A 23,089-nucleotide genomic window follows, 5' to 3' on the forward strand; every position below is an offset into this window, starting at 1 on the left:
GTGGACAGCGAGTTCGACGACACGCGCCAGCCGGGATTCCACGGCCCGGCCGGTTCTCTCGACCTGCCCGAACCCACCGGCCCGGCGCATGAGCCGGAGGCGGCGCCGGCCCGGACCGCTGCCGCGCCTGCGCTTCCGAGTGAAAGCCTCGCCGCCGCGCCGGAGCACGACACGGCGGGGTCCGAAGTCGCCTTCGCACTGGAGGCTTCGGCTCCTTCGTCGTCAGCTGCTTCCCGGCCGGAAGCCGTCCGCGCGGTCGCGCCGTCGATCCAGCGTTCAGCAGGCGAATTCTCGCGGCCCGAGGACCGGTCGGCGCGGGGCGGTGGCGAATCCGGTGCCGGCCCGGCGGACTCATCGACGGCCTCGGTGGGGGCGGACGGAGTGCCGGACCGCGGCATCGGCTCATCGACGCACGGGGTGGCCGAGGCCGGGAGTGCGGAATCCGGGGCGGGGCCGGAAGTTGATGTGGCAATACACAATTGCGGTGGGGCGCGTCCGGGTGTGGAATCGGGGTGCGGATTCTCCGAGCGCGTCGCGGGGATCGTCGAGCGGTGGAATCCGAACGGGATGGCATTGCTGCGGGCAGCGGGGACGGCCGGGGCGGGGCAGGTGGCGCTGATCGGGTGTGGCGCGGATGTGAATATGACGCTTTTGCGTACCGAGTTGGCGCGGTTCGCACCGCATGTGGATCTGGTTGTGCGGGAGCCGGGTTGCGGGGACGCCGGGCTGCCGGTGCCGGTCGCGCTGGTGGTGCTGGAGGGCGGCGCGCCGATCGGAGCGGGGCTGTTGGGGGAGTTACGGGGGTTGATCGCGGAGGGGACGCGGATCGTGTTCGCGTTGGACGGGATTCACGCGCATGCCGAATGGCGCGAGGTCAGGCGGCTGGATTGTGAGTTGCTGAGTGCGGAGAAGGTGGCGGCGGAGATCGTGCCGGTTTCGGCGCGGATGGCGATGGCGGCGCGGGCGAACGGGGATGCGGCGCTGCTGGATCGGTCGGGGGTGGGGTTGCTGCACGCGCGGCTGGTGGCGGCGGCCGGGGCGGGGGCGGTGGCCGATCAGGGGGCGATGGTGCGGGAGCGGGTGCTGGGGGAGACGCGGCGGCGGATCGCGGCGGAGCTGGAGAAGGTGCGGTCGGGGCGGGATGTGGCAGCGCTGCGGGAGGAGCGGGCGACCTTGCTGGCGGTGGGGGACGGCGGGCGCGGGGCGGCCATGTCGACGGTGCGGAATCGGGTGCAGTTGGCGCGGGTGGATCTGCTGCACGAGACGGGGGCGCGGGTGCGGGCGCTCAATGCGGCGGTGCGGGTCGAGCTGGAGCGGCTGCCGGCGGGTGAGCGCGGCGGATTTCCACAGCGGTTGCAGTGTGCTGTGGACAAACTCACCTATGAGATGGATCGCGCGGTGCGGCAGCGCATCGCCGAGGTCTCGGCGCAGCTCGACCAGGTGGTGCGGGCCGCCCGATCGGCCGCGCTCGGCGAGTGGGCCGGTCGGCGGGACCAGGACAGCCCGGCCGAATCGTCCGGGGCGGGAATCGGATCGGGGCGGGGCGGGGAGCTCGCGGTGGACAGCGAGTTCCGGGGTGCGGTGCGGCGGGCGGCGCGACCGCCCGAGGTCGGACCGGATCCGGGGCCGCGCCGCCGGGGTGTCGAAGATCATCTGGTGTTCGCGGTCGGGGCGTCGGCCGGAACCGGTTTGGGGCGGCTGGTGATGGCGCCGATGAGCCTGTTCGAGGGGCTCGAATACGCGCTCCTCCCGGTCGGTCTGGTTCTCGGTGTCGTGGCCGCGGCCTGGGTGGTGCGAGCGCGTGGCCAATTGGCTGAGCGCGCTCATTTACGGCAGTGGGTGGCAGATGCCCTGGTCAACGTGAAGGCGCAGCTCGAACAACGGGTCGCCACGGCGCTGGTGGAGACCGAGGAGCGGCTCACCGACCGGGTGGTCCTGGACTGTGCCGCGCGGGTGGTCGAAACAAACCGGAGGGTAGGGGAATTGGAGGCCGACCTGCGCTCGGCGGCGCAGCGGCGACCCGGCTTGACCGCGGCATGCGAACGTGACCTTGCCGCACTCGAATTCGCATAGCGGCTGGTCGGAGGTTTCGACCCGGTACCGACTGGACAACCCGATTCCATCCCTCGGGATATATGGCGTTAACCTGTGTGGCAGGAACCTGGGCGTCCGCTTGGTCCTTGTACGCCGTCCATCCGGGGCGTGCTATCGGCAAGGCGGGTGGGTGCCTTGCCGCAATTGGTGGCACTCGGTGTCGGGAGCCTCACGCCGTCGTGAGGTGACATACAGCGAAGCCGCCCATCTCAGGAGAGTTTTCATGACCTCAGCGACCATTCCTGGTCTTCACGATGGCACCGCGCCCACCGAGCACAAGGAACTGCTTGCCTGGGTACAGGAGGTCGCAGAACTCACCCAGCCCGACCGCGTGGTCTGGGCGGATGGGTCCGAAGCGGAAGCGGTCCGTCTCTCCGAGCAGCTGGTCGCCGCGGGCACCTTCAAGAAGCTCAACGAGGCGAAGAAGCCGAACTCGTACCTGGCGCTGTCCGATCCCACCGATGTCGCGCGCGTCGAGTCGCGCACCTACATCTGTTCCAAGACCGAGGCCGACGCCGGCCCGACCAACAACTGGGTCGACCCGGCCGAGATGCGCGCCACCATGACCGAGCTGTACCGCGGCTCCATGAAGGGCCGCACCATGTACGTGGTGCCCTTCTGCATGGGCCCGCTCGGCGCGGCCGACCCCAAGCTGGGCGTCGAGATCACCGACTCCGAGTACGTCGTGGTCTCCATGCGCGTGATGACCCGCATGGGCGCCGCCGCGCTGGAGAAGCTCGGCACCGACGGCGCGTTCGTGAAGGCGCTGCACTCCGTGGGCGCCCCGCTCGCCGAGGGCCAGGCCGACGTGCCGTGGCCGTGCAACGACACCAAGTACATCACCCACTTCCCCGAGGACCGCGAGATCTGGTCCTACGGTTCGGGTTACGGCGGCAACGCACTGCTGGGCAAGAAGTGCTACTCGCTGCGCATCGCCTCGGCCATGGCGCACGACGAGGGCTGGCTGGCCGAGCACATGCTCATCCTCAAGCTGATCTCGCCCGAGAACAAGAACTACTACGTGGCCGCCGCCTTCCCGTCGGCCTGTGGCAAGACCAACCTCGCCATGATCCAGCCGACCATCCCGGGCTGGCGCGCCGAAACCCTCGGCGACGACATCGCGTGGATGCGTTTCGGCGAGGACGGCCGCCTCTACGCCGTCAACCCGGAGTTCGGTTTCTTCGGCGTCGCGCCGGGCACCAACCACTCCTCCAACCCCAATGCGATGGCCACCATCGACGCGGGCAACACGGTCTACACCAACGTGGCGCTCACCGATGACGGCGACGTGTGGTGGGAGGGCCTGGAGGGCCAGCCCGATCACCTGATCGACTGGAAGGGCAACGACTGGTACGAGCGCGAGTCGGAAACCCTCGCCGCGCACCCGAACTCGCGCTACTGCACCCCGATGTCGCAGTGCCCGACCCTGGCGCCGGAATGGGATGACCCGCAGGGCGTGCCGATCTCGGCCATCCTGTTCGGCGGTCGCCGCAAGACCACCGTGCCGCTGGTGACCGAGTCCCGCGACTGGCAGCACGGCGTGTTCATGGGCGCCACCATGTCGTCCGAGCAGACCGCCGCCGCCGAGGGCAAGGTCGGCACCGTGCGCCGCGACCCGATGGCCATGCTGCCGTTCCTCGGCTACCACGTGGGCGATTACATGAACCACTGGGTGACGCTGGGCAAGAACGCCGACGCGAACAAGCTGCCGAAGATCTTCTACGTCAACTGGTTCCGTCGCGGCGCCGACGGCCGCTTCCTGTGGCCCGGATTCGGTGAGAACTCCCGCGTGCTGGAGTGGATCGTCGGCCGCATCGAAGGCACCGCCGAGGGCGAGACCACGCCGATCGGCACCGTGCCGCACGCCGCCGACCTCGACCTGGAGGGCCTGGACGTCAATGCCGCCGACGTCGACGAGGCGCTCGCGGTGAACGTCGAGGAGTGGAAGCGCGAGATCCCGATGATCGAAGAGTGGTTCCAGTTCGTCGGCGACAAGCTGCCCTCCGGCGTGCGCGACGAGTTCGAGGCCCTCAAAGAGCGCCTGGGATAAGTAGCCCCGCAACGAAAGAAGCCCGCCCGCGCCATCGAGGTGCGAGCGGGCTTTTTCGTCTTGTCAGACGGCCAGGGTCCGGGCGAGTACGCCGAGGCTTTCGGCGGATTCCGAGCCCGCGGCGGAGAGGACGCCGACCGCGATGCCTACGACGGTCCAGATGATGCTGGCGACGATGCCGGTGATGGCCATGCCGCGCCCGGATTCGCCGGTCTTCTTGATCTGCCCGAGGGAGACGAAGCCGAGGATCACGGGGAGCACGCAGAAGCCGAGCAGGCCGGTGATCAGGGTGACGATGGCGAGGGTGTTCTTCTTCGCGGGCTGGGCCGGGTGGTTCGGCTGAAGCGGCGGCTGGTAGTTCATGGCCGTAGTACAGCGGCCGGACCATGACTGAATCATGATCCGGCCGTGGAGATTCGGGACTCAGCTGCCCATCGGCATGAGGAGCGACTTGGTCTCGCAGTAGGCCTCCAGGCCCTCGGGCCCGTTCTCGCGGCCGATGCCGGAGGTCTTGTACCCGCCGAAGGGCGCGCACGGGTCGAAGGCGTACCAGTTGATCGCGTAGGTGCCGGTGCGGACGCGCGAGGCGACCTGCGCGCCGTGTTCGATATCGGTGGTCCAGACCGAGCCCGCCAGACCGTAATCGGAGTCGTTGGCGATGGCCACCGCCTCGTCCTCGGTGTCGTAGGGCAGCACCGACAGCACGGGACCGAAGATCTCCTCGCGGGCGATGGTCATGCCGTTGTTCACGTCCGCGAACACGGTCGGCTCGACGTACCAGCCCGGCAGGTCGGGACGCCCGCCGCCCGAGATCAGCCGTGCGCCTTCGTCTTTGCCCTTGGCGATGTACCCCTCGACGCGCTCGCGCTGCGCCTCGGAGATGAGCGGGCCCAGCTGCGCCGCCGGATCGTCGGGCAGGCCGACGGGGAAGAATCCGATGGAAGCCTGTAGCGCGTCCAGGATTTCGTCGTAGCGGCTGCGCGGCGCCAGGATGCGCGTCTGCGCCACGCACGCCTGGCCGGAGTTCATCAGACCGGCGAAGGCGAGCTTCGGCATGTCCTCGATATTCATGTCCGGCAACAGGATTGCCGCGGATTTGCCACCGAGCTCCAGCGAACAGCGCTTGAGCTGACTGCCGGCGATCGCCGCGATCTTGCGGCCGACCGCGGTGCTGCCGGTGAAGGTCACCTTGTCGACGCCCGGATGCGAGACCAGGTATTCGGCCGCGTCGGCCTCGGCGGGGAGCACCGAGAGCACGCCCTCGGGCAGTCCGGCCTCGGTGAAGAGTTCGGCCAGCTGGTTGGCGGCGAGTGGGGTGAGCGGCGCGGGCTTGAGCACCACGGTGCAGCCCGCGAGCAGGGCGGGGGCGAGCTTGTTGACGGCCAGGAACAGCGGCACGTTCCAGGCGATGACGGCGGCGACCACGCCGATCGGTTCCCGGGAGACCCGGCTGGTGCCGAACAGACCGGTACGGCTTTCGGTCCACGGGAATGCCTTGCCGAGTCCGGCATAGAAATCGAGGGTGGCGCGGGCCGGTACGTAATTCAGGGTGCTGGCGGCCATGGTGGGCGCGCCCATTTCGGCGGAGAGCGCGGCGGTCAGGTCGCCCGCTTTCTGATCGAGCAATTCCACCACGCGGGCGAGCAGCTGGGCGCGTTCTTCCGGCGGGGTGGACGGCCAGGTCCCGTGGTCGAAGGCATGCCGGGCGGCGCCGACCGCGGCGTCGACGTCCGCGCGGGTGACAACGGGCACGCTACCCACGGTTTCGAGGGTGGCGGGCGAGACGACGGCGAGGGTATCGCTGCTGGTGGGCGCGGTCCAGCGGCCGCCGATGAACAGGCTCTGGTAATCCATGAGAACACGTTACAGTTTTGCGGGGATCGTTGTCTGGACTCCAGTCCGGATTCGCGTCCACTCAGTGGGACCCGGAAAATCGCGAGCGGGTAACCCGGTTCGCGATTCTGGTTGCCTATCGGTGGCTTATGCTCTGCGTGATTCTTGTTCCGCCGCCGATCTGGCTGGTTGCTATAAATTTGCTTTGGTGAGTTTTCCACCGCGCTCATGGGTATAGATCTGCGCGGCCGGCTGCTGGTTCGAAACGCGAAGGGTAGGCGAATGGCATGACCGCTGTGGACATCGATCCTTTCCTTTTCCCGGAGATCACCGGGCTCGCCCAGGTATCGGCGACCACGCCGATGCATCGGGCCGCGAGCCAGTTGCAGCGGGTGCTGCCGCCGGGGTGGCGGGTGGAGGTCGTCGAGGGTCCACGCGAGGCCGGCCGCACGGGGCAACCGGTACTGCGGTTGGTCGTGTCGGACATGTGAGGTTCGCCCGGGCTGCCGGAAATACTGGGGCGCAAGGGCTTCCGCATCCGGTCGGCAAACCGGGAGCACTCGGGAAAATCGAATCCCGACCTGTCGGTTCGCTTTTCGGGGAACGCACTATTGCATTCCGCAGGCGTAGCGAGCATGCTTTATAGCTACCGTGGATAGCTCGCGCGACACATGAACCGTTGCCACACAGGGGAGTCCGAGTCATGGCGGTGCAAGTGGTAGACCGGTCGCTGATGACCAGCGATCTCACGCCGCACCAGGCGAAAAGCGTCGGTTTCGGTGGCTGGGTGGTGTCATTTCTGCCGGGCCGGACCCTCACCACCGAGCAGGCCACCGCCGCCCTGCAGGCCGCGGAAGCGGTTGCCGCGGTGAATGCCCTGGCCTGTCAGGTCGGGCTGACCGCGCTGGAGACGGTGGGGCTGGCAACCCAGGAGTCACCCTGGGGCGAACCCGAACGGACGGACGGTCTACGCCGATTCTGGCGTCGCGGCCGGTTCGAGCGCTGAACGCCGATCCGCCTGTGTCCCGGCCCGTTTGGTGGCCACCACGACCAGATTGCTGACCAGCAGCTCGCGCAGGCCCGGTACCCGCACCATCCACCAGGCCCACCACGGGTGATAGCGCGGGAACACGGCCAAGATCTCCACTTCGTCCGGAGTCGAGTTCGCCCAGCGCAGGCCGTCCACCGCGCGCACCGCGAAAAGTGAACGCCCGAAACGGTTCTTGGGTTCTTTGCCCTGTTTGCGTAGATACCGGCGCGCCGCGAACTCCCCGCCCAGGTAATGCCAGGGCCCCGTCTCGTGCCCGCCGAACGGGCCCAGCCACACCGTGTACGAGAACACCATCAGCCCACCGGGTTTGGTGACGCGCAGCATTTCCTCGGCCATCACCCACGGGTGCGGTACATGTTCGGCCACATTCGACGAGATGCAGACCTCGACCGCATCGTCCCGGAACGGCAGCGCCATCCCCGACCCGCGCACCGAACCCGCGACCTTCAGCCCGGCCGCGTGCATCTCCGAAGGATCGGGCTCCACGGGCAGATACCTGGCCCCGGCCCGGCCGAACTCGTCCGCGAAATACCCGGGCCCGCCGCCCACGTCCAGCACGATGGTCCCGCGCAGCGACCGCCCCGTCAGATCCCGATAGAAATCCGCCACCAGCTCCGCGGTATCCGTGGCCACCCCGCCGTAGAAGATGGCCGGATCGGTCTGCTCGAACCGGAAACTCGACAGCAACCGCCACGACCGCCGCAGCGTCGCCCGCCCGGCGAACCGCGGGCGGCGCCCGGCCCAGCGCGAAGCGATCTGTTCAGCTCGAAGCACGGCGGAAAGTCTCGCACAACCGCGCCACCCCCATCCCCGCCGCCCGTACTCTCGCGCACCCCCACCCGGGCCTGTCGCGGCGGGTCGCGCGCCACGCCGTAAGGCATCCCGGCACGCGCGCCCAGGCTGACTCGAAGGTTCTTGTCCGTCGGTTCGCGCCCGCTGGTTCGTGCCCGCTGGTTCGCGCTGCTGGTTCGTGCCCGCTGGTTCGCGCTGCTGGTTTGCGCCCGATGGTTCGCGCTGCTGGTTTGCGCCCGTTGGTTCGCGCCGGCCGGGGTGAGCCGGAGCGCGTGGCTTCACATTGGATGGTCGGCGCAGCCCTGGGCCGGTGCGGGCCGGTCGGCTTCTACCGCGGGTTTCCCGGTCGCTTCCGGCTCGCTGCGGGTGGGTGGGGCGCGGCGGTAATGCGCGGCGATCGGAGCGGGTCGGATGACCACTAAGGGGGTGTGGGTTGACGTGGGGCTATAGGGTGGAGCCCATTGTCCGTTGATCGTCGTAGTGAACCCTGGAGATCCGCCCGTGCGTGAAGTGCTGCTGCTGTGCTGGCGCGACACCGGGCATCCGCAGGGCGGGGGCAGCGAGCGCTACCTGGAACAGGTGGGCGCGCAGCTCGCGGCCAGGGGCGTGAAGGTCACTCTGCGGACCGCGCGCTACCCCGGGGCGGCGCGGCGGGAACGGGTCGACGGGATCGAGATCAGTCGCGGGGGCGGGCGGTACACCGTGTATCCGCGGGCGCTGGCGGCCATTGCCTTGGGGCGCTTGGGGATCGGGCCGCTGCGGGACGTGCGGCCGGACGCGGTGATCGATACCCAGAACGGAATTCCCTTCTTCGCCCGCGCCGCGAGCGCCGCGCCGACGGTGGTGCTGGTGCATCACGGGCATCGGGAGCAATGGCCGGTCGCCGGAAAACTGGTCGGGCGGATCGGCTGGTGGATCGAATCGCGGCTGTCGCCGCGGGTGCATCGCGGCAACCAGTACCTGACCGTGTCGCTGCCGTCGGCCGAGGAACTGACCGCGCTCGGGGTCGAAAGCGCCCGGATCGCCGTGGTGCGCAATGGCGCGGAACCGGTGCCCGCGCACGTGCCCGCCGGTGACGACGCCACCCGCACCCCGCATCCGAGCATGGTGGTGCTGTCGCGGCTGGTCCCGCACAAGCAGATCGAGGACGCGCTGACCGCGGTCGCGGGCCTGCGCGAGCGCATTCCGGACCTGCACCTGGATGTGATCGGCGACGGCTGGTGGGCCGACAATCTGCGCGCGCACGCGGCCGAGCTCGGCATCGCCGACGCCGTCACCTTCCACGGGCACGTCGGCGAGGACCACAAGCACCGGCTGCTGTCCCGGGCCTGGGTGCACGTGCTGCCCTCCCGCAAGGAAGGCTGGGGGCTCGCGGTCATCGAGGCGGCGCAGCACGGGGTGCCGACCATCGGCTATCGCAGTTCGCGCGGGCTCACCGATTCCATCGTGGACGGGGTGACCGGGCTGCTCGTCGATGACGCCGCCCAGCTCACCGCCGCCGCCGGCGATCTGCTCGCCGATCACGAGGCGCGCACCGAACTCGGCGAGAAGGCGCGCACGCGGGCGCGCGAATTCTCCTGGGAGCAAACCGGAAACGGCGTCCACCAGGTGCTGTCGGCCGTCGCTCGCGGCCGGCGCGTGTCCGGTCTGGTCGCGCTGACGCCCGCGAATCAGCCTTAGCCGCTTTCTCTTTCGAATCCGCGCCGACCGGTTCCTGCCGCTCGTACGCTCCTATCCATGTGGATAATCGCCGTCATCGCGGCAGTCAGCGTCGTCATCATCGCGATCGGATTCGCCGTGGGGTTCCCGCGCGATTGACCCGCGCGCTCATCGAATGCCATGCGGCAGCGATGATTCCGCCGAACAGCAAGACGGCCCACAGCACATGCGCCGCACCGGAGATCCTTCGATCGGCGGCCGAAGCATCATGATCGGCGATGACGCCCGGCACTTTGTAAAGCCGCAGATCCCGATCCGCATACACCGAAATCAGCTGATCCAGCGTAGTTTTCGATTCGCCGACGGGCCCCGGGGTGCCGCCCTCCACCAGCACCCACCCCACACCGAGCTCACCCAGCCGCGCGGCGGACCCACCCCGCAGCAAAACCTGCTCCGCCGCCCGCGCTCGCACCCCTTCCCCGGCCACCGACCCGCCCGCCACCGGCAACTCCCCGGTCTGCAGCACATCCCGCCGCACCATCCGCGGTGCCGGATCCAGCACCGGAGCCGGCCCCGAATACCGGAACTTCCGGAACATCCCACCCGGCAGCACCGCCACATCCCCGGGCGCATCAACCATTTCGGCCACCCGCGCCCACCCCGCCGGATAATGCACCGGACGCAACTTCCCGCCCACACCCCATGCCAGATCCGGCAGCGCGATCAACAACAAAACAATGAAAACCGCAGCCACCCCGCCGGTCCGAACATGCAGGTCCGTCCACGATCCCGCCGTCGCGCGCCCCTCAACGACAGCATCGGAGCCCGCCGCAGCCCGCGCCGACTGACCGCGACGCGCTGAAACCCACTCCGCGACAACCTGACACCCGGCCGCCGCACACAGCGCATACCCGGGCATCGCCAGCGCCGCGAACTTCTGCGAATCCCGGAACAGCCCGGCCCCGGGCACATTCGCCACCAGGAACTCACCGACGGCCAGCCCCCACCCGGTCGCACCGAGCGCGGGCCAGACCACCGCGATCACGGCCAGCCCCACGAGCACCCGCCGCACATACCGGCCCGAGTCGCGGCCACCCCGCGCGGCAATCGCCCCGACGCTTCCCGGCGTCACCTCCGATGAGACCGTGGCGCTACCGGCCTCGGAACGCGGCAGCGTACTCGAACCCGAGTCGCCCACATCCTCGCGCACCCGTTCACTCGAGTGGCGCAAACCCTCGGGCACCTGGTCGTCCGAGTGGCCCGCATCCTCGGACACCCGGTCGTCCGGCCAGCCCGCATCCTCGGGCACCCGGTCACCCGACTGGCCTGCGTCCGCGCGCACCCGGCCCACCGCAGCTCCGAGTGTCGCGCGCACACCGGTGGCGACCAACGTCAGCAGGAGCAGGGTTCCGATCACAGCGAAAAATGTTGTGCGAGAACCCGGCACCGCGGTGCTGTTCCAAATCCCGCCCAATCCGGCCAAGCTCCCCAGCGTCCCCAGCCACGGCTCGGCCCGCGCCGCGAACGCCGCCACCCCCGCCGGATCCGAGGTCGCCGCCCCGCCGCCCGCCAGCGCGGTCGCCACCAGCCAAGGCGCCGACGCCAGCACCCACAATCCCAGCGCCGGAACCAGATTGCGCCGACCGACCAGCAGCAGGGCCACGCAGCCCGCCAGCAGGGAACCGGTCGGCGTGAGCCCGGCCGCCGCCAGTAATCCGCCCAGTGCCGCCCACATCCACCAATCGCGCCACGCCGGAGGATGTGCCGCACCGGCTCGGCCCGTTCCAGGTCGATCAACCGCCGCGGTATCGCCCCGGCCGCTGGTGGATTCGATGTGCACCGTCCCAGAGCCGGGTGCGGCCGCAGAACCGGTTTCGGACGGAGCGGTCGCGGTAGCGGGTGCAGCCGGTCCGGCTGTGCCGGCGGCCGAGATGGGAGCTGCTGGGCCGGAAGTAGCCGGTGCGCCCTCGGCCGTGGGTGCCGGTTCGGTGGATGCAACCCCAGCGGCGACCACTTCGACAGCGGCTGGGCCACCGGCTGCCGGGGCGCTCGCGCTGCGGGGTCGGGGCGAACGTAAACGGTTGGCCAGTAGGGCTATCCAGGGGAGGGCGGCGTAGCCGGTGAGGAGGCTCCAGTGGCCTTGGAGGAGGCGTTCGGCTACGTAGGGGTTCCAGAGGGCGAGGGTGGCGGCCACGAGTTGGGGGGCCGGGGATACGCCGAGGAGTTCGCGGGACAGGCGGGCGGCGCCCCAGCCGCTCATCCAGAGTGCGGTCAGGAGAATGGCTTTCACCAGGAGGCCACCGTCGATCACGGTGGAGAGGGTGGCGATCAGGGCGTCCTGGGGGACGGCGCGCGGGGCGGCATCGCCCAGGCCGAGAGCCGAGTCGGTGAGGTAGGAGCGCGGGGTGCTGACGGCGTCGCGGAGCAGGAGGTAGCCGGGGGCGAGCAGCGGGCCCAGGACGAGCAGGGCCAGGGCCAGGCTGTATCCGGCGGGGATCAGGCTGGTCCAGCGCCGGGCGGGGGCCGCGTTCACACCGGCACCCTATGCTCCGGCGGGGCCGGGATCGGGGACGCTGGAAGGGGTCTCGTCGTCGGCGCGGGCGGTGCGGAGTACCAGGGCGGCGATGACGAGGGTCGTCACGGCCGAGGTCGCGGTGGCGATGACGATCAGGCTGGTGACCGAGTGGGCGCAGGTCAGCATGACGGTGACGCCGACCGCGAGCCCGACCCAGGTGATCGCGGCGGGAGCGGTCCGGTCGGCGGCGATCGCGGACAACAGCGCGCCCTGCAACACCGCGAGCAACGCGCCGTTCAGCGCGAACAACCACAGCAGCCCCTGAATGGGCGCGTAATCCTGCCCGGCGAACAACGGAGCCAATGGCGCGGCCACCGCCGCCCCCGCGACCGCCAGCGCCCCGATCCCGGTGAGTACCGCCAGCGCCGACCGCACCGCCCGCGCCGAATGCCGCGGCTGCGCCATCCGCGGATAAAGAACCACCCCGACCGCCTGCGGCAACCAGAAAGCGATCTTCGCCGCGATCGCCCCCAGCGCATAACGCCCGGCATCGTCCTCGCCCAGCACAATCCGCGACACGATCAAATCCGCCGACGACAAAGCCATCAACGCCGCCTGCACCTGCGCCGCCCGAAAAACCGGCAGCACCTCCGCCGCATACCCGCCCGCCCCGCCGCCCCCGGAACCGGACCGCACCGCGCCGGAGTCGATCCGCCGCCCGAAACGGCCGGTGCCGGAATATCGTCGGACGCGGCCCGGAGCGGAAGCGGTGGCGCGGAGTTCGTCGGCGCCTTCGCCTGCCTTGCCGTGGCTTTCGATATCGAGGACATCCGCACGGAGATCCGGCGTCGCGTGCTGACCGAAATCCGGTGCCGCAGTCGGAGCCCCGTCGGCGCTTGCGGCGCCTTCCGTGAAGTCGTCGATGCGGCGCGCACCGACTGCCGCGACCGCGATGCCTGCCGCCGCGGCCCACAACGCGGCGGTGGTGCCGCCGCCGACCGCCAGCACGGCGATAGCCGGAGTCACGCGGGCGATTCCCGCGCCGCCGAGTACCCAGGCGAGGCCACGGAATCGGCTACGGCCCTGCAGGATTCCTTGCTCGCCGGACAGCAGGACCAACACGGGCGCGGCGATCAAGGCCCCCGCGGCAGCCGCCACACTCACCTTCAGGACAGCGCTCACGATCGGTATGAGCGGCACCGCGATCACCGCCACCAGAGCAGCGCACCGCCACCCCAGCCGCCGCGCCGCCGCGACGGGCGCACCCAGCACGACCTCTCTCGCAACGACGTTCTGCAGCGCCAACGCCGGCACCGCGCACAGCAACTGCACCGCCAGCAGACTCGCGAACGGGCTGTACCCGGAAACCCCCAACCACCGGCTGGCCAGCAATTGCAGCAGATACCCCGCCACATTCGCCGTCATAGCCCCCGCGGTCACCAGGGTGAGGTCCGCAACCACAGGCAGACGGCGTACAACGGACACGCCTGCAATGCTCCCACCCACCCACCGCCGCCCCCGCAGCGCACCCCTCGGCCGAAACGGACTCCAGCTCCTCGCCTGTTCCGGCCCGCGTCAGACGATCATCGTCGGCCGCCCCGTGCTGGCGATCCCGCCCGCGTGCTCGGTCTGGGTGCATGTAGACGTGCGCTGTGGTGTTCAGGTCCGAACCGGCGCTCAGGCTCTCGCCGACGCGGTTCCACCGGATAACCACCATGTGGGCCGGCACGGATCTGCCGATCCCGCGAACGGCCGAGATCCTCCTCAGCGGAATCCTCCTCGGGCCGACAAGAACCTCCGCCGGGCAACGGGCGAAGGCTTCCTACCGTGGAAACGACAGCGGCCCCGCACCATTGGTGCGGGGCCGCTCGGCTTATCGAAGCGGGCTAGGACTTCTTGTCGAGGTCGATGCCGCTGATGTCGATCTGCTGGGTGGGGGCGTCGGCCAGGTTGTCGGTGCGGGTCGGCGCGGGGCCGGCGGGGGCCGGGCCGCGGCCGGGGGCGCGGCGGACGGGGGCCGGGCCGGAGCCGGAGCCGCCGAGGAAGCCGAAGACCAGGCCGGCGATCAGGGCGATGGCGCCCACGACGCCGAGGACGATCGGCAGGGTGCGGCCGTACAGCGACAGCTTGTCGATGTTCTCCTTGGCCACCGAGATCTGCGATTCGATGGTGTTCTCGTCGAACGCGAGGGTCGACTTGAGCACCGTCACCTCGGGCTTGTCGGCGCTGCGCGCGTAGTACTGGCTGAGCTGCTCCTGGCCCTTGATCACGGTGCCGGTCTGCGGCTCGACCCACAGGTCACGCGTGTTGGTGTAGAAGCGGGTCATGGTGACCGGGGTTTCGCCGCCCTCGACGCCCCACTTCTCGGCCGGCAGGGACAGCTTGTTGGTGACCGTGTTCGCGACGGTGGAGAGATCGGTGACCGGGACGGTCTGCTGGAAGTGGTAGACCTTCAGGCTGTTGATCTCGGTCTCTTCGACGAAGTTGATGTCGAAGGTCTTGCGCACGTTGAGGTCGAAGTACGGGTACGTCTTCTTCTCGGTGTCGAGCGGGAAGCGGTACTGCAGACCGGTGTGCTGCACGGCGTCCATGACCGACTGACCCTGCTTGTCGACGGTGACGGCGACGGAGCCGTTGGGGCCGCCGTCCACCGAATCCACCGGCATGCCGGTCTTACGGTCGATGGTGACGCGGTCGATGCTCGCGGTCAGCAGGCCGGTGTCGCCCTGCTTGTCGATGCGGCGCAGCGTCTGACCGGCCTGAACCGTCATTTCGCTGGCGTCGGAGGGGTTCTCGACGGTGAGGAAGCGCTGCGAGACCAGCGCGACGTTCTGATCCACCTTCGCCGACCCGGGCCCGGTGAGCGACTTGGAGTCCAGCACCTCGCTGGGCTTGCCCTCGGCATTGGTCGCTACGGTGGTGATCTCCAGGTCGAGGGGGGTCTTCGCGAGCCGACTCACCGTATAGGTGGGGATCATGATCGCGGCGACGAGCAGCATCGCACCCAGCCCTACGAGCAGGCAGGCCACCGTCCTTCTGGTACCGGCACTCAGTGCCATGCAAGTTCTCCTCGTCGTCGAACAGGTCGTTCCGATGAGCACTGCGGTCGCCGCACAGCACTCGTGAGCCCCGACACTAACAGTCCAGGGCCGTCATGCCACTCGCCGAGGCAGGAAAACATCGCGAAACGGTCGTTAGTCAAACACGGAATGCTCACGGTTGGGGGCCACAAGGCAAACTGGACCGCAATGACGACCACCGCCCGCCCCGATTCCGACCCCGCGCCGCCGGTAGAGCCGACGCCGGGCGCCGGGATCGCGGCGGCGGCCGCGGGGGCCGGACCGGACGCCCGCGCAATCGATGAGCGATCGGGAACGGCGACGACATCGGGTGCCGTTGCGCCGAACCGGTCCGGTGGTTTCGTGCCCGCGCTCGAAGGCATGCGCGCCCTGGCGGCCCTCGGCGTCGTGCTCACCCACGTGGCCTTCCAGACCGGCGCCACCGCCCAGCCGATCCTCGGCCCGCTGTGGGAGCGCTTCGATATGGCGGTCGCGGTGTTCTTCGCGCTCTCCGGTTTCCTGCTCTGGCGGCCGCACGCCCTCGCGGCGTGGGGACTCGGCACCGCACCCCGCGCCGGGCGCTACCTGCTGCATCGCGCCGCCCGCATCCTGCCCGCCTACTGGCTGGTGGTGTGCGTGGTGCTGATCATGCTGCCGAGTGCCGCGCACACCGCCGGCCTGCGGGTCTGGGTATCGAATCTCGGTCTGCTGCAGGTCTTCGTGCCCTACACCCTCACCGACGGCCTCACCCAGATGTGGAGTCTGTCGGTGGAGGTGGCCTTCTATCTTTTGCTGCCGCTGCTGGCCTTCGCGCTCGCCTGGCTGCGCGGGCCGCGCGCTCGCCTGCGGGTGCCGGTGGTGCTGGGCTTCGGCTTGCTGTTCCTGGCCTGGAATTTCCTGCCCGTCCCGACCAAAGAGGGCATCCACGCCGACAATTGGCTGCCCGGCTATCTGCCCTGGTTCGCGGTCGGCATGCTGCTGGCCGAGCTTTCGCTGCTGGATGCGCCGCGCTGGCGGCGTATCGCGGGCAAGCGCCGGCTCATGTGGTCGACGGCGGCGCTGGCCATGGTCTTCGCCACCACCGAACTGGCCGGTCCGCGCGGGCTCACCCACGGTCAGCCCTGGCAGTACGTGACCAAGATGGCGCTCGGCGTGGTCATCGCGTTCAGTTTGATCGCCCCGCTGGTGCTGCGGCCCGAGGTCCGGCACCGCTGGCTGGAGAGCCGGGTGGCGGCGACCATGGGCCGCTGGTCGTACGGCATTTTCATCTGGCACCTGGTGGTGTTGTCGATCATCTTCCCGGTGTTCGGCATCGTCCCGTTCCGGGGCAATTTCGTGATCGTGTACCTGCTGACGGTCGCCTTCACACTGCCGCTGGCGGCGGCTTCGTTCGCATTGATCGAAGAGCCGGTGCGGGTGTGGACCCGCCGGCGGTTCGGCTGAATCAGCGCTCGCGGGACGGCAGCGCGGCGATACCGACGGCGACGATCGCGACCAGGGCCGGGAACTGCACCCACAGCGAACCGCCCAGGTAACCATCGAGCGATCGCCAGGGACCGGTCGACAGGGCGGCCGCGCAGACCGCCGTGCCGAGCCCCGCGACCCATACCAGCAGGGTCGGATGACGTCGGATCAAATAGCGGTCGGCTATCAATCCCAGTGCGGTGAGCGCGATTCCGGCCGGGCCGCCGATGAGTCCGGTGGCGGCGGCGAGACCGATCGCGCCGACGGTCCGGCTGCGCCAGGTGCGCGGTGCGGGCCCGTTGTCCGGCCGCGGCCGGCGCGCGCTGCGGAATGCGATCACCGCCAAGGGAATCAGCAGCAGCAGGCCGCCGAAGATGGCGAAGCGGTACCAGCGGTCGGCCGGGAAGGACACGGTGACAGGTCCTTTCGCGTCCGCCGGCAGCAGCCACGCCTGCTGCCAGCCGTCGATCACGATCGGCTTCAGCTCGGTCCCGTCGGCGGTGCGCGCCTGCCAGCCCACATTGGTGCTGAGCGGCAGCACCAGCAACCGGGTACCGCCCGGCGCACTCGTCCCGCTGTTCGCAGCCAAATCCGGTTGCGCCCCAGCCGGTCCACCCACCCGCCGCATGGCCAGTTCGTCGACGGTGAACAGGCTGGTCGGTGCGACGGTGACATCCACGCGACCGCCGATCAGATCGAAGGTGGCCGCGGCCGGGTCGCCGACGGTCCGCGTCACCGGCTCGGCCTCGCTCGCGTCCGGACCGGAGTCCTCGGTCACCGCGCACACCTTGGCGGGCAGCGGTGCGCCGGACAGGAATTCGGCGGCGGTGCCGGTGACCGTGGTGTGCAGGGTGCGCCCCGCCGCGGCGATGGTCGGGCCGTTGTCGCAGTCGACGGTGAGCAGCCGGTTCGGATCGGCGGGCGCCGGATAGTCCGGGCCGAGCACGTTCACCTCGGCCAGGCCCGGCGGCTGCTCGGCCGCGAATCCCAGTGCGGTCTGGTCGAGTACGGGCTTCCAGGAATTGATGCTCAGCTCGATGCGGTCGGTGACGAACGGCTCCAGTTCGAGCCGGGTCGCCCCGGTGGCCTCCGGATCGATCTCGCGCACCTGCGGACCGTTGCCGAGATTCACCGCGACGGCGCTCGCGTGCGCGGGCAGGTCGCCCCGGGACGGCAGCACCTCTAGCCCGGTGACCAGCGTCGGCTCGGGCAGATCGATGACCAGGGTCGGTTTCGCGCCGGTGGGATTGCGCACTGAGGTCTCCGGCGCGATCCAGCTGGTGCGCGGATCCCCGTCGGTGGCGGCGAAGGCGGAACCGCGCGGGTCGCCGACATCGGACTGGCCGCGCGCGACGGGGCGGTCGCGATCGGTGAGCAGGTTCGCCAGGGCGGGCCCGGGCCGGGTGTGGACGGTGAGTTCCGCGCCGACCGTGATCGGCTGCTGGACGGTCAGGGTGCGCTGGAAAACGCCCGGCTCCTCGGCTGACAGCGCCAGCGCCTTACTGCATCGCACCCGGTCGGGAGCATCGAAACACGCACTGCGCCCGGGGAACTCCTGTCCCAGATCCCAGCCGTCCACCTGCGCGCCGGCCGGGGCCGCGGGCAGCACGGTGCGATGCCGGATATCGACGCGCACCGGATGCTCCCGATCCGCGTAATCGTCCAGGGTCAGCTCGCTGATCCCGAATTGCCCACCGGCGCTGCCGTCTTCGGTGCGCGCGGCAGTGATCTCGATCCATTCGGTGCGACCGGGCGGCAGCGAGACATTCACCGGCGCACCGGGTTCGGTGATCCGCGCCGACACCGTGCCCTTGGACGTCGCCACCTCCAGCCACTTCACCGGCGAGCCGATGGCCGCCGCGCTGGTCGTGATCTTCAGTACGGCGCTGTTCACCGGCTGGTCCAGATCCAGCCGAAGCCATTGCCCCACGGCGTGTTCCGCGCCATTGCTGATCCAGGCGGTGGCCGGATCACCGTCGAAGGCGGCGGCCGTCGAATTCCCCGGTGCGGCCCCGCCGATCTGCGTGGCATCGGCGGCCGACCCGGACGCCGTCACGGTCGCTCCCGACCATTCGCCCTCTACCAGCGGCGTACCCGGCACGGCGTAATCGGGAACCAGGTTGTGCGTGCGCCGCGCGTCCGTGGCTGCCCGCAGCGCCGAATTGTGGTTGTCCACCCGCCCGAAATCGGTCTCCCGATCCATCGGCGTATCGGTGACCGTCACGCCCCGCACCGGCAGCCCGGCCCGCGCGGCATCGGCCGCCAGCAGCACCGGATCGCTGGAACCATTGCGCCGCAACCGTTCCAGCACTTCCGGACCGCCCTGCACCACGGGCACCCCGCCCAGCGGCGCCGTGTAGGCCCCGGGGAACGATTCCGGCGCACCGGCACCGCTCCGCACACTGACCGCGTCGCGTGCCGTGGCGGCCTCCACCCGGTAGATCTCGATCGCGGGGTAGGACGGGCGCAGGTCGCCGTCCGCGACGAGGCCGTCCACCTTGCGGGGTTCGGACGGTTCGCCGAATTCGGTGACCTTCACCAGGCCGGGTGAGCCCTCGATCGCGCGGTGGGCGAGCATGGGCCGGGTCGAGCGGGCGGTGTCCGGGTCGAGGTCGTTGCGCAGCACCAGGACTCCGATGCCCTGGGCGGCGAGGGTCGGCGCGAGGCCGGTGGAGGGTCGGCCGTCGGCGATGAGCCGCTGCACCGAATCCATGGCGCGAATGGCTCCGGGCGGGTTCAAGGGGATGGCGTCGCGCACGGCCCAGGGGGTGCTCGCCAGGGCTTGCAGTGGTTCGTCGCGGGTGAGCCCCCAGACCTGACTGCCGAACGGCGCGCCCGGGACGATCAATGCCCGGGTGTCGGATGCGTTGTGCGCCAGCCAATCCGCGGTCTGCTGCCAGTAGCCGGGCACCTTGTCGTAATCCCCGCGCGGGGCGAGCTTGCCGGTCCAGGCCAGCGAGGTGGACAGCGCCAGCGCGGTGAGGATGAGCGCGCCCAGCGCCACCATGCGATCGCGTTCGGGATGCGCGAAAGCCCTGCGCCACACCGGCATCGGCACCGAGGCGGGCAGCGGCACCCGGCCCAGCAGATGCGCCAGGCCCAGCACCAGGGGTAGTCGGATGAGCGGTTCCAGCTTGTGCACATTGCGCAGCGGCGCGCCCCCGGAATCCAGGAACATGCGCACCTGTTCGGCGAACGGCCCGCCCAGCTGGCCCGCGTAACCGGCGCAGATGCCGACCAGGCCGACGCACAGGATCAGCACCAGCCGGCCGCGACCGGGCATGGCGCGCATGGCCAATCCGGCCATGCCCGCGGCGGCCAGCATGCCGGTGGCCAGCACCGCGGCGGGCTGGGTGACCAGCACCGCGCCCGCGATGCGCTCCGGCGAGACGAACGGCGTCCAGCTGTCGGTGCCGCGCAGCACCTCGCCCAGCGACGCCCATTGCGTGGTGACGCCGGAGGATTCGATGTAGTCCAGGAACGGCGGACTCACCTTGCCCAGCAACAGCAATGGCACCACCCACCAGCAGGTGGCCAGCACCAGCAGCGGAATCCAGGCGCGGGTGAACTTCCACCAGGCGCGGTTCGGCCGGTACGACGCCCACCACAGTGCCGCGGGCAGGAACGCCGCGGCCGTGGCGACCGCGTTCACCGAACCCATCAGAGCGAGCGCCAGCGCACTGCCCGCGGGGGAGGCCGCGCCCGCGCGCCCGGTACCGGCGACCAGGAAACTACTGCGGCATCGTGCGAGGGCCCGCCGCCACCGGTTCCCGATCGCGGGTGCGGCCGTGTCCTGCGGATCGTGCGCGTCGTGGGGGTCGTGCGGGCCGGCCGAGCGCAGTGCGACGCCCAGCGCGGCGGGGGCCAGCAGCACCCAGGGCGCGAGCATCATCGGCAGTGTCTCGGAGGAGATGGAGCCGAGGGTGGTGAGTACGCGCGGGGAGAGCGCGAAAGCGGTGGCGGCGATGATCCGGGACCCGCGGCTGCCGATGCCGAGCGTTTCGGCCAGCCGGACGATGCCCCAGAAACCGGCGAGCAGCAGCAGTGCCCACCAGACGCGCTGGATCATCCAGGCGGGCAGGCCCAGGACGTGCCCGAGGGAGAAGAACGCGCCGTGCGGGAAGAAGTATCCGTAAGCCTGGTTCTGCACCTGGCCCATCGGGGCCTGGCTGCTCCACAGGTGCGAGGCGCGCGCGAGGAAGCCGAGCGGATTCTGTGCCAGGTCGTATTTGGTGTCGGCGACCGTGCGCCCCGGCGCCTGCAGAAAGGTCGGCAGGAATGCGGCGAGGATGGTCCCGAGCAGCCAGCGGCGGCCCAGCGGTGCGATCTCCGAGGACCGGTCCGCGTCGGGACCGGTCGCGGTGTCGCTCGAAGTCAGGTCAGCGGGCGCCGTACTCAACGTTGTTCAGCAGCGACGAGGAAGAGTCGCCACTGCGATCGATGTCGGGGCGCGTGTCCTGCGAGGCCGCCATCGTGATGACCAGGACCGCCGCCAGCCCGACCAGGGCTCCACCGACAGCACTCGCTGCACCAGGAACGGCAAACTTCATCGCGGTACTCCCAACATCGGACGCATGCGTAACTCGGCCAACCTAGCAGGTCGATCACCGATCGGCCGACAGGAGTTCGATCAACTCTCGAAACTCCCAGGGGCTGCGCCCCTCAACCCCTTGGGGAAGCGTCTCGGGGGCAAGCCCCCGAACCCTCGATCGAGGGCAGGCGACCTGCCCGAACTCCGAGGCGAAAGGGCTGTGGATTGCCCGCCGAACCTCGAAGCGGGAATGGTCGTTCGTACGTCGAACTCCGTGGTGAAGTGGTCGGTTGGCTGGGATCCACACGGAGCTATTCGGGCACCGCGCAATTCAAGCCGTTGAAGAAGGTGCGGAGTTTGGCCGTGGTCTCCACGAGTTCGGTGTGGGGATCGGAGGCCGCGACGATGCCGCCGCCGCCGAAGGCGCGCAGGGTCAGGCCGTCGGCGGAGAGTTCGGCGCAGCGGATGGCTACCACCCATTCGCCGTCGCCGTGGTCGTCGCACCAGCCGACGGCGCCGCTGTAGAAGCCGCGGTCGCCTTCTTGATCGGTGATGAGTTCCAGCGCGAGGTCGGTGGGGGTGCCGCAGATCGCGGGGGTGGGGTGCAGGAGGACGGCGAGGTCGAGGGCGGTGACCGAGGGGTCGTGGAGGGTGCCGGTGATGGGGGTGGCCAGATGCCAGACCTCGGGGGTTTGCAGGAGTTCCGGGCCGTCGGGGATGACGAGGTCGCAGACGGGGCCGAGGCGTTCGCGGATCCACTCGATCACGTACGCGTGCTCGTCCTGATTCTTGGTGCTGGCCAAGAGTTCTCGCGCTTGGGCGGCGTCGGCGGCGGGGTCGGCGAGGCGGGGGAGGGTTCCGGCCAGCGGGCGCAGGGTGACGGCGGTGCCGTGCCGGGCGACCAGGACTTCGGGGGTCGCGCCGAGCAGGGTTTCGCCGGGGCGGCCGGCGGGGGTGAGGTCGACGGCGAAGACGTTGGCGCGCGGATGCCGGGTGATCAGGTGCGCGGCGATCAGTTCGGGGTCCAGGGGCGCGTCGGCGGTGGCGAGCAGGGAGCGGGCGGCCACCACTTTGCGCAGCGGCCGGCCGGGGTCGGAGAGTTGTTCGACCAGTTTCGTCACGCGCGCGACATGCTCTGCGGCACTGGGGATTTCGGTGACGATGCGGACTTCCGGCAGGGCCGGGAGCGCGGCGGGCCGCCAGGGTCCGGCGGTGTGGAGGGCTTCGGCGGGTGCGCGCAGGGCGGCGGGTCGGGCCGGGTCGAAGGGGAGTGCGCCGACGATCAGTTCGGCGGTTCCGTCCCGCAGCGCCGCGCTCGCACCGGCCACGCTGTCGAACGCGCGTCGCGTGCCGCTGGTGCGTACGACACCGTCGGGTGTCGCGAGCAGAAAACCGTCCATATTTCCGACCCTAGTCCGGTCCCGCGGGGGTGGCGGCAGGGGAGCGACGCATCTCTCAGCACCCGGCCGCGGCCTGTCCGACCAGCGATCTTCCAGTGTCGTTGCGCCGTCAGGGTTTCGGCCCGGGTTCCCGCCCGGGCGGCACCATGAGCACCGGCCGATGGCAGTGTTTGAGCACCGCGTCGGCAACGCTGGAGTGCATGAGCGCCCGGATGCCGGTGGCCCCGCGGGTGCCCGCCACGATGATGTCCACATCCAGTTCGTCGGCCACTTCGACAATGGCCGTCCAGATGGTGGTGGTGCATTCCACGGTCCGTGCCTCGGCGTTCAGCCCGGCCAGCTTGGCCAGCTTCACGCCCTCGGCATTGATGGTTTTGGCATCGGCGAACGCGATGTCCTCGATCTCCTCGTCGGTTACCCAGTCGGGCTGCATCACCCCGGAGATCCCGGACAGCCGCGCCGCCTGCCGCACCATGGGCTCCCACGCGGTGAGCACCACGGCTCTGTTCGCGGCCAGGAACCGGCCGGCGTATTCGACGGCCCGGCGTGCGTTCTCGGAGCCGTCGTAGGCGATGAGCATCAGATCGCAGGGCATGACGAACCTCCTGATGGGAACGTCCGACTCTGATCTGAGGCTACCC

At 70.0% G+C, this 23,089-nt stretch carries 16 protein-coding genes; 6 read left to right on the forward strand and 10 right to left on the reverse strand.

Annotated features, from left to right (window positions below; genetic code table 11):
• A complete protein-coding gene (locus LTV02_RS32730) occupies positions 1-2,073 on the forward strand; it encodes a hypothetical protein (protein ID WP_233035527.1) in 2,073 nt (690 codons plus the stop codon).
• A 244-nt stretch (positions 2,074-2,317) separates the two neighbouring features.
• Positions 2,318-4,144, forward strand: coding sequence for a phosphoenolpyruvate carboxykinase (GTP) (locus LTV02_RS32735; RefSeq protein WP_233035528.1), 1,827 nt, complete (start codon positions 2,318-2,320; stop codon positions 4,142-4,144).
• A gap of 63 nt (positions 4,145-4,207) precedes the next feature.
• Here the strand turns inward: LTV02_RS32735 and LTV02_RS32740 are convergent, their stop codons facing one another.
• Both LTV02_RS32740 and LTV02_RS32745 read right to left on the reverse strand, forming a co-directional pair.
• Positions 4,208-4,507, reverse strand: a complete 300-nt coding sequence (locus tag LTV02_RS32740) for a DUF4190 domain-containing protein (protein WP_067720756.1) — start codon at positions 4,505-4,507, stop codon at positions 4,208-4,210.
• A 60-nt stretch (positions 4,508-4,567) separates the two neighbouring features.
• Positions 4,568-5,998 (reverse strand): aldehyde dehydrogenase, encoded by a 1,431-nt coding sequence (locus LTV02_RS32745; protein WP_233035529.1) that lies wholly within the window; start codon positions 5,996-5,998, stop codon positions 4,568-4,570.
• A gap of 266 nt (positions 5,999-6,264) precedes the next feature.
• Here LTV02_RS32745 and LTV02_RS32750 point away from each other — a divergent pair, with 266 nt between their 5' ends.
• Positions 6,265-6,468 (forward strand): hypothetical protein, encoded by a 204-nt coding sequence (locus LTV02_RS32750; RefSeq protein WP_233035530.1) that lies wholly within the window; start codon positions 6,265-6,267, stop codon positions 6,466-6,468.
• Between the two features lie 212 nt (positions 6,469-6,680).
• Positions 6,681-6,983, forward strand: a complete 303-nt coding sequence (locus LTV02_RS32755; protein ID WP_233035531.1) for a hypothetical protein — start codon at positions 6,681-6,683, stop codon at positions 6,981-6,983.
• Here the strand turns inward: LTV02_RS32755 and LTV02_RS32760 are convergent.
• Positions 6,945-7,802 (reverse strand): class I SAM-dependent methyltransferase, encoded by an 858-nt coding sequence (locus LTV02_RS32760; protein ID WP_233035532.1) that lies wholly within the window; start codon positions 7,800-7,802, stop codon positions 6,945-6,947. The two genes, LTV02_RS32755 and LTV02_RS32760, sit on opposite strands and share 39 nt — an antisense overlap.
• A 519-nt stretch (positions 7,803-8,321) precedes the next feature.
• On the opposite strand from LTV02_RS32760, the gene LTV02_RS32765 reads away from it, so the two are divergent.
• Positions 8,322-9,500: a glycosyltransferase family 4 protein gene (locus LTV02_RS32765; RefSeq protein WP_233035533.1), complete on the forward strand. Its 1,179-nt coding sequence runs from the start codon at positions 8,322-8,324 to the stop codon at positions 9,498-9,500.
• A gap of 97 nt (positions 9,501-9,597) precedes the next feature.
• On the opposite strand, the gene LTV02_RS32770 is transcribed toward LTV02_RS32765, so the two are convergent.
• From LTV02_RS32770 to LTV02_RS32780, 3 genes are all read right to left on the reverse strand, one after another.
• Positions 9,598-12,012, reverse strand: a complete 2,415-nt coding sequence (locus tag LTV02_RS32770; RefSeq protein WP_233035534.1) for a hypothetical protein — start codon at positions 12,010-12,012, stop codon at positions 9,598-9,600.
• A 9-nt stretch (positions 12,013-12,021) separates the two neighbouring features.
• The gene (locus LTV02_RS32775) at positions 12,022-13,479 is read right to left on the reverse strand and encodes a polysaccharide biosynthesis protein (RefSeq protein WP_408639290.1); all 1,458 of its coding nucleotides are present in this window, start codon (positions 13,477-13,479) and stop codon (positions 12,022-12,024) included.
• Between the two features lie 401 nt (positions 13,480-13,880).
• Positions 13,881-15,053, reverse strand: coding sequence for a DUF3068 domain-containing protein (locus LTV02_RS32780; protein WP_233035535.1), 1,173 nt, complete (start codon positions 15,051-15,053; stop codon positions 13,881-13,883).
• A 381-nt stretch (positions 15,054-15,434) separates the two neighbouring features.
• Here LTV02_RS32780 and LTV02_RS32785 point away from each other — a divergent pair, with 381 nt between their 5' ends.
• Positions 15,435-16,496, forward strand: coding sequence for an acyltransferase family protein (locus LTV02_RS32785; RefSeq protein WP_233041797.1), 1,062 nt, complete (start codon positions 15,435-15,437; stop codon positions 16,494-16,496).
• A 1-nt stretch (position 16,497) separates the two neighbouring features.
• Here LTV02_RS32785 and LTV02_RS32790 read toward each other — a convergent pair whose 3' ends face one another.
• The 4 genes from LTV02_RS32790 to LTV02_RS32805 all read right to left on the reverse strand — a co-directional run bounded on the left by LTV02_RS32790 (position 16,498) and on the right by LTV02_RS32805 (position 23,043).
• Positions 16,498-20,895 carry an alpha-(1->3)-arabinofuranosyltransferase domain-containing protein gene (locus LTV02_RS32790; RefSeq protein WP_456299829.1) on the reverse strand — a complete coding sequence of 1,466 codons (4,398 nt, stop codon included), beginning with the start codon at positions 20,893-20,895 and terminating at the stop codon, positions 16,498-16,500.
• Between the two features lies 1 nt (position 20,896).
• Entirely contained in the window at positions 20,897-21,067 is a 171-nt protein-coding gene (locus tag LTV02_RS32795; protein WP_084535691.1) for a DUF2613 domain-containing protein, read from the reverse strand.
• Positions 21,068-21,359: 292 nt separating this feature from the next.
• The gene (locus tag LTV02_RS32800; RefSeq protein ID WP_233035536.1) at positions 21,360-22,448 is read right to left on the reverse strand and encodes an isochorismate synthase; all 1,089 of its coding nucleotides are present in this window, start codon (positions 22,446-22,448) and stop codon (positions 21,360-21,362) included.
• Between the two features lie 109 nt (positions 22,449-22,557).
• The gene (locus tag LTV02_RS32805; RefSeq protein WP_067720765.1) at positions 22,558-23,043 is read right to left on the reverse strand and encodes a universal stress protein; all 486 of its coding nucleotides are present in this window, start codon (positions 23,041-23,043) and stop codon (positions 22,558-22,560) included.
• Positions 23,044-23,089 lie beyond the last annotated feature (46 nt).

Source organism: Nocardia yamanashiensis, assembly GCF_021183565.1.
Lineage (GTDB): Bacteria > Actinomycetota > Actinomycetes > Mycobacteriales > Mycobacteriaceae > Nocardia > Nocardia yamanashiensis.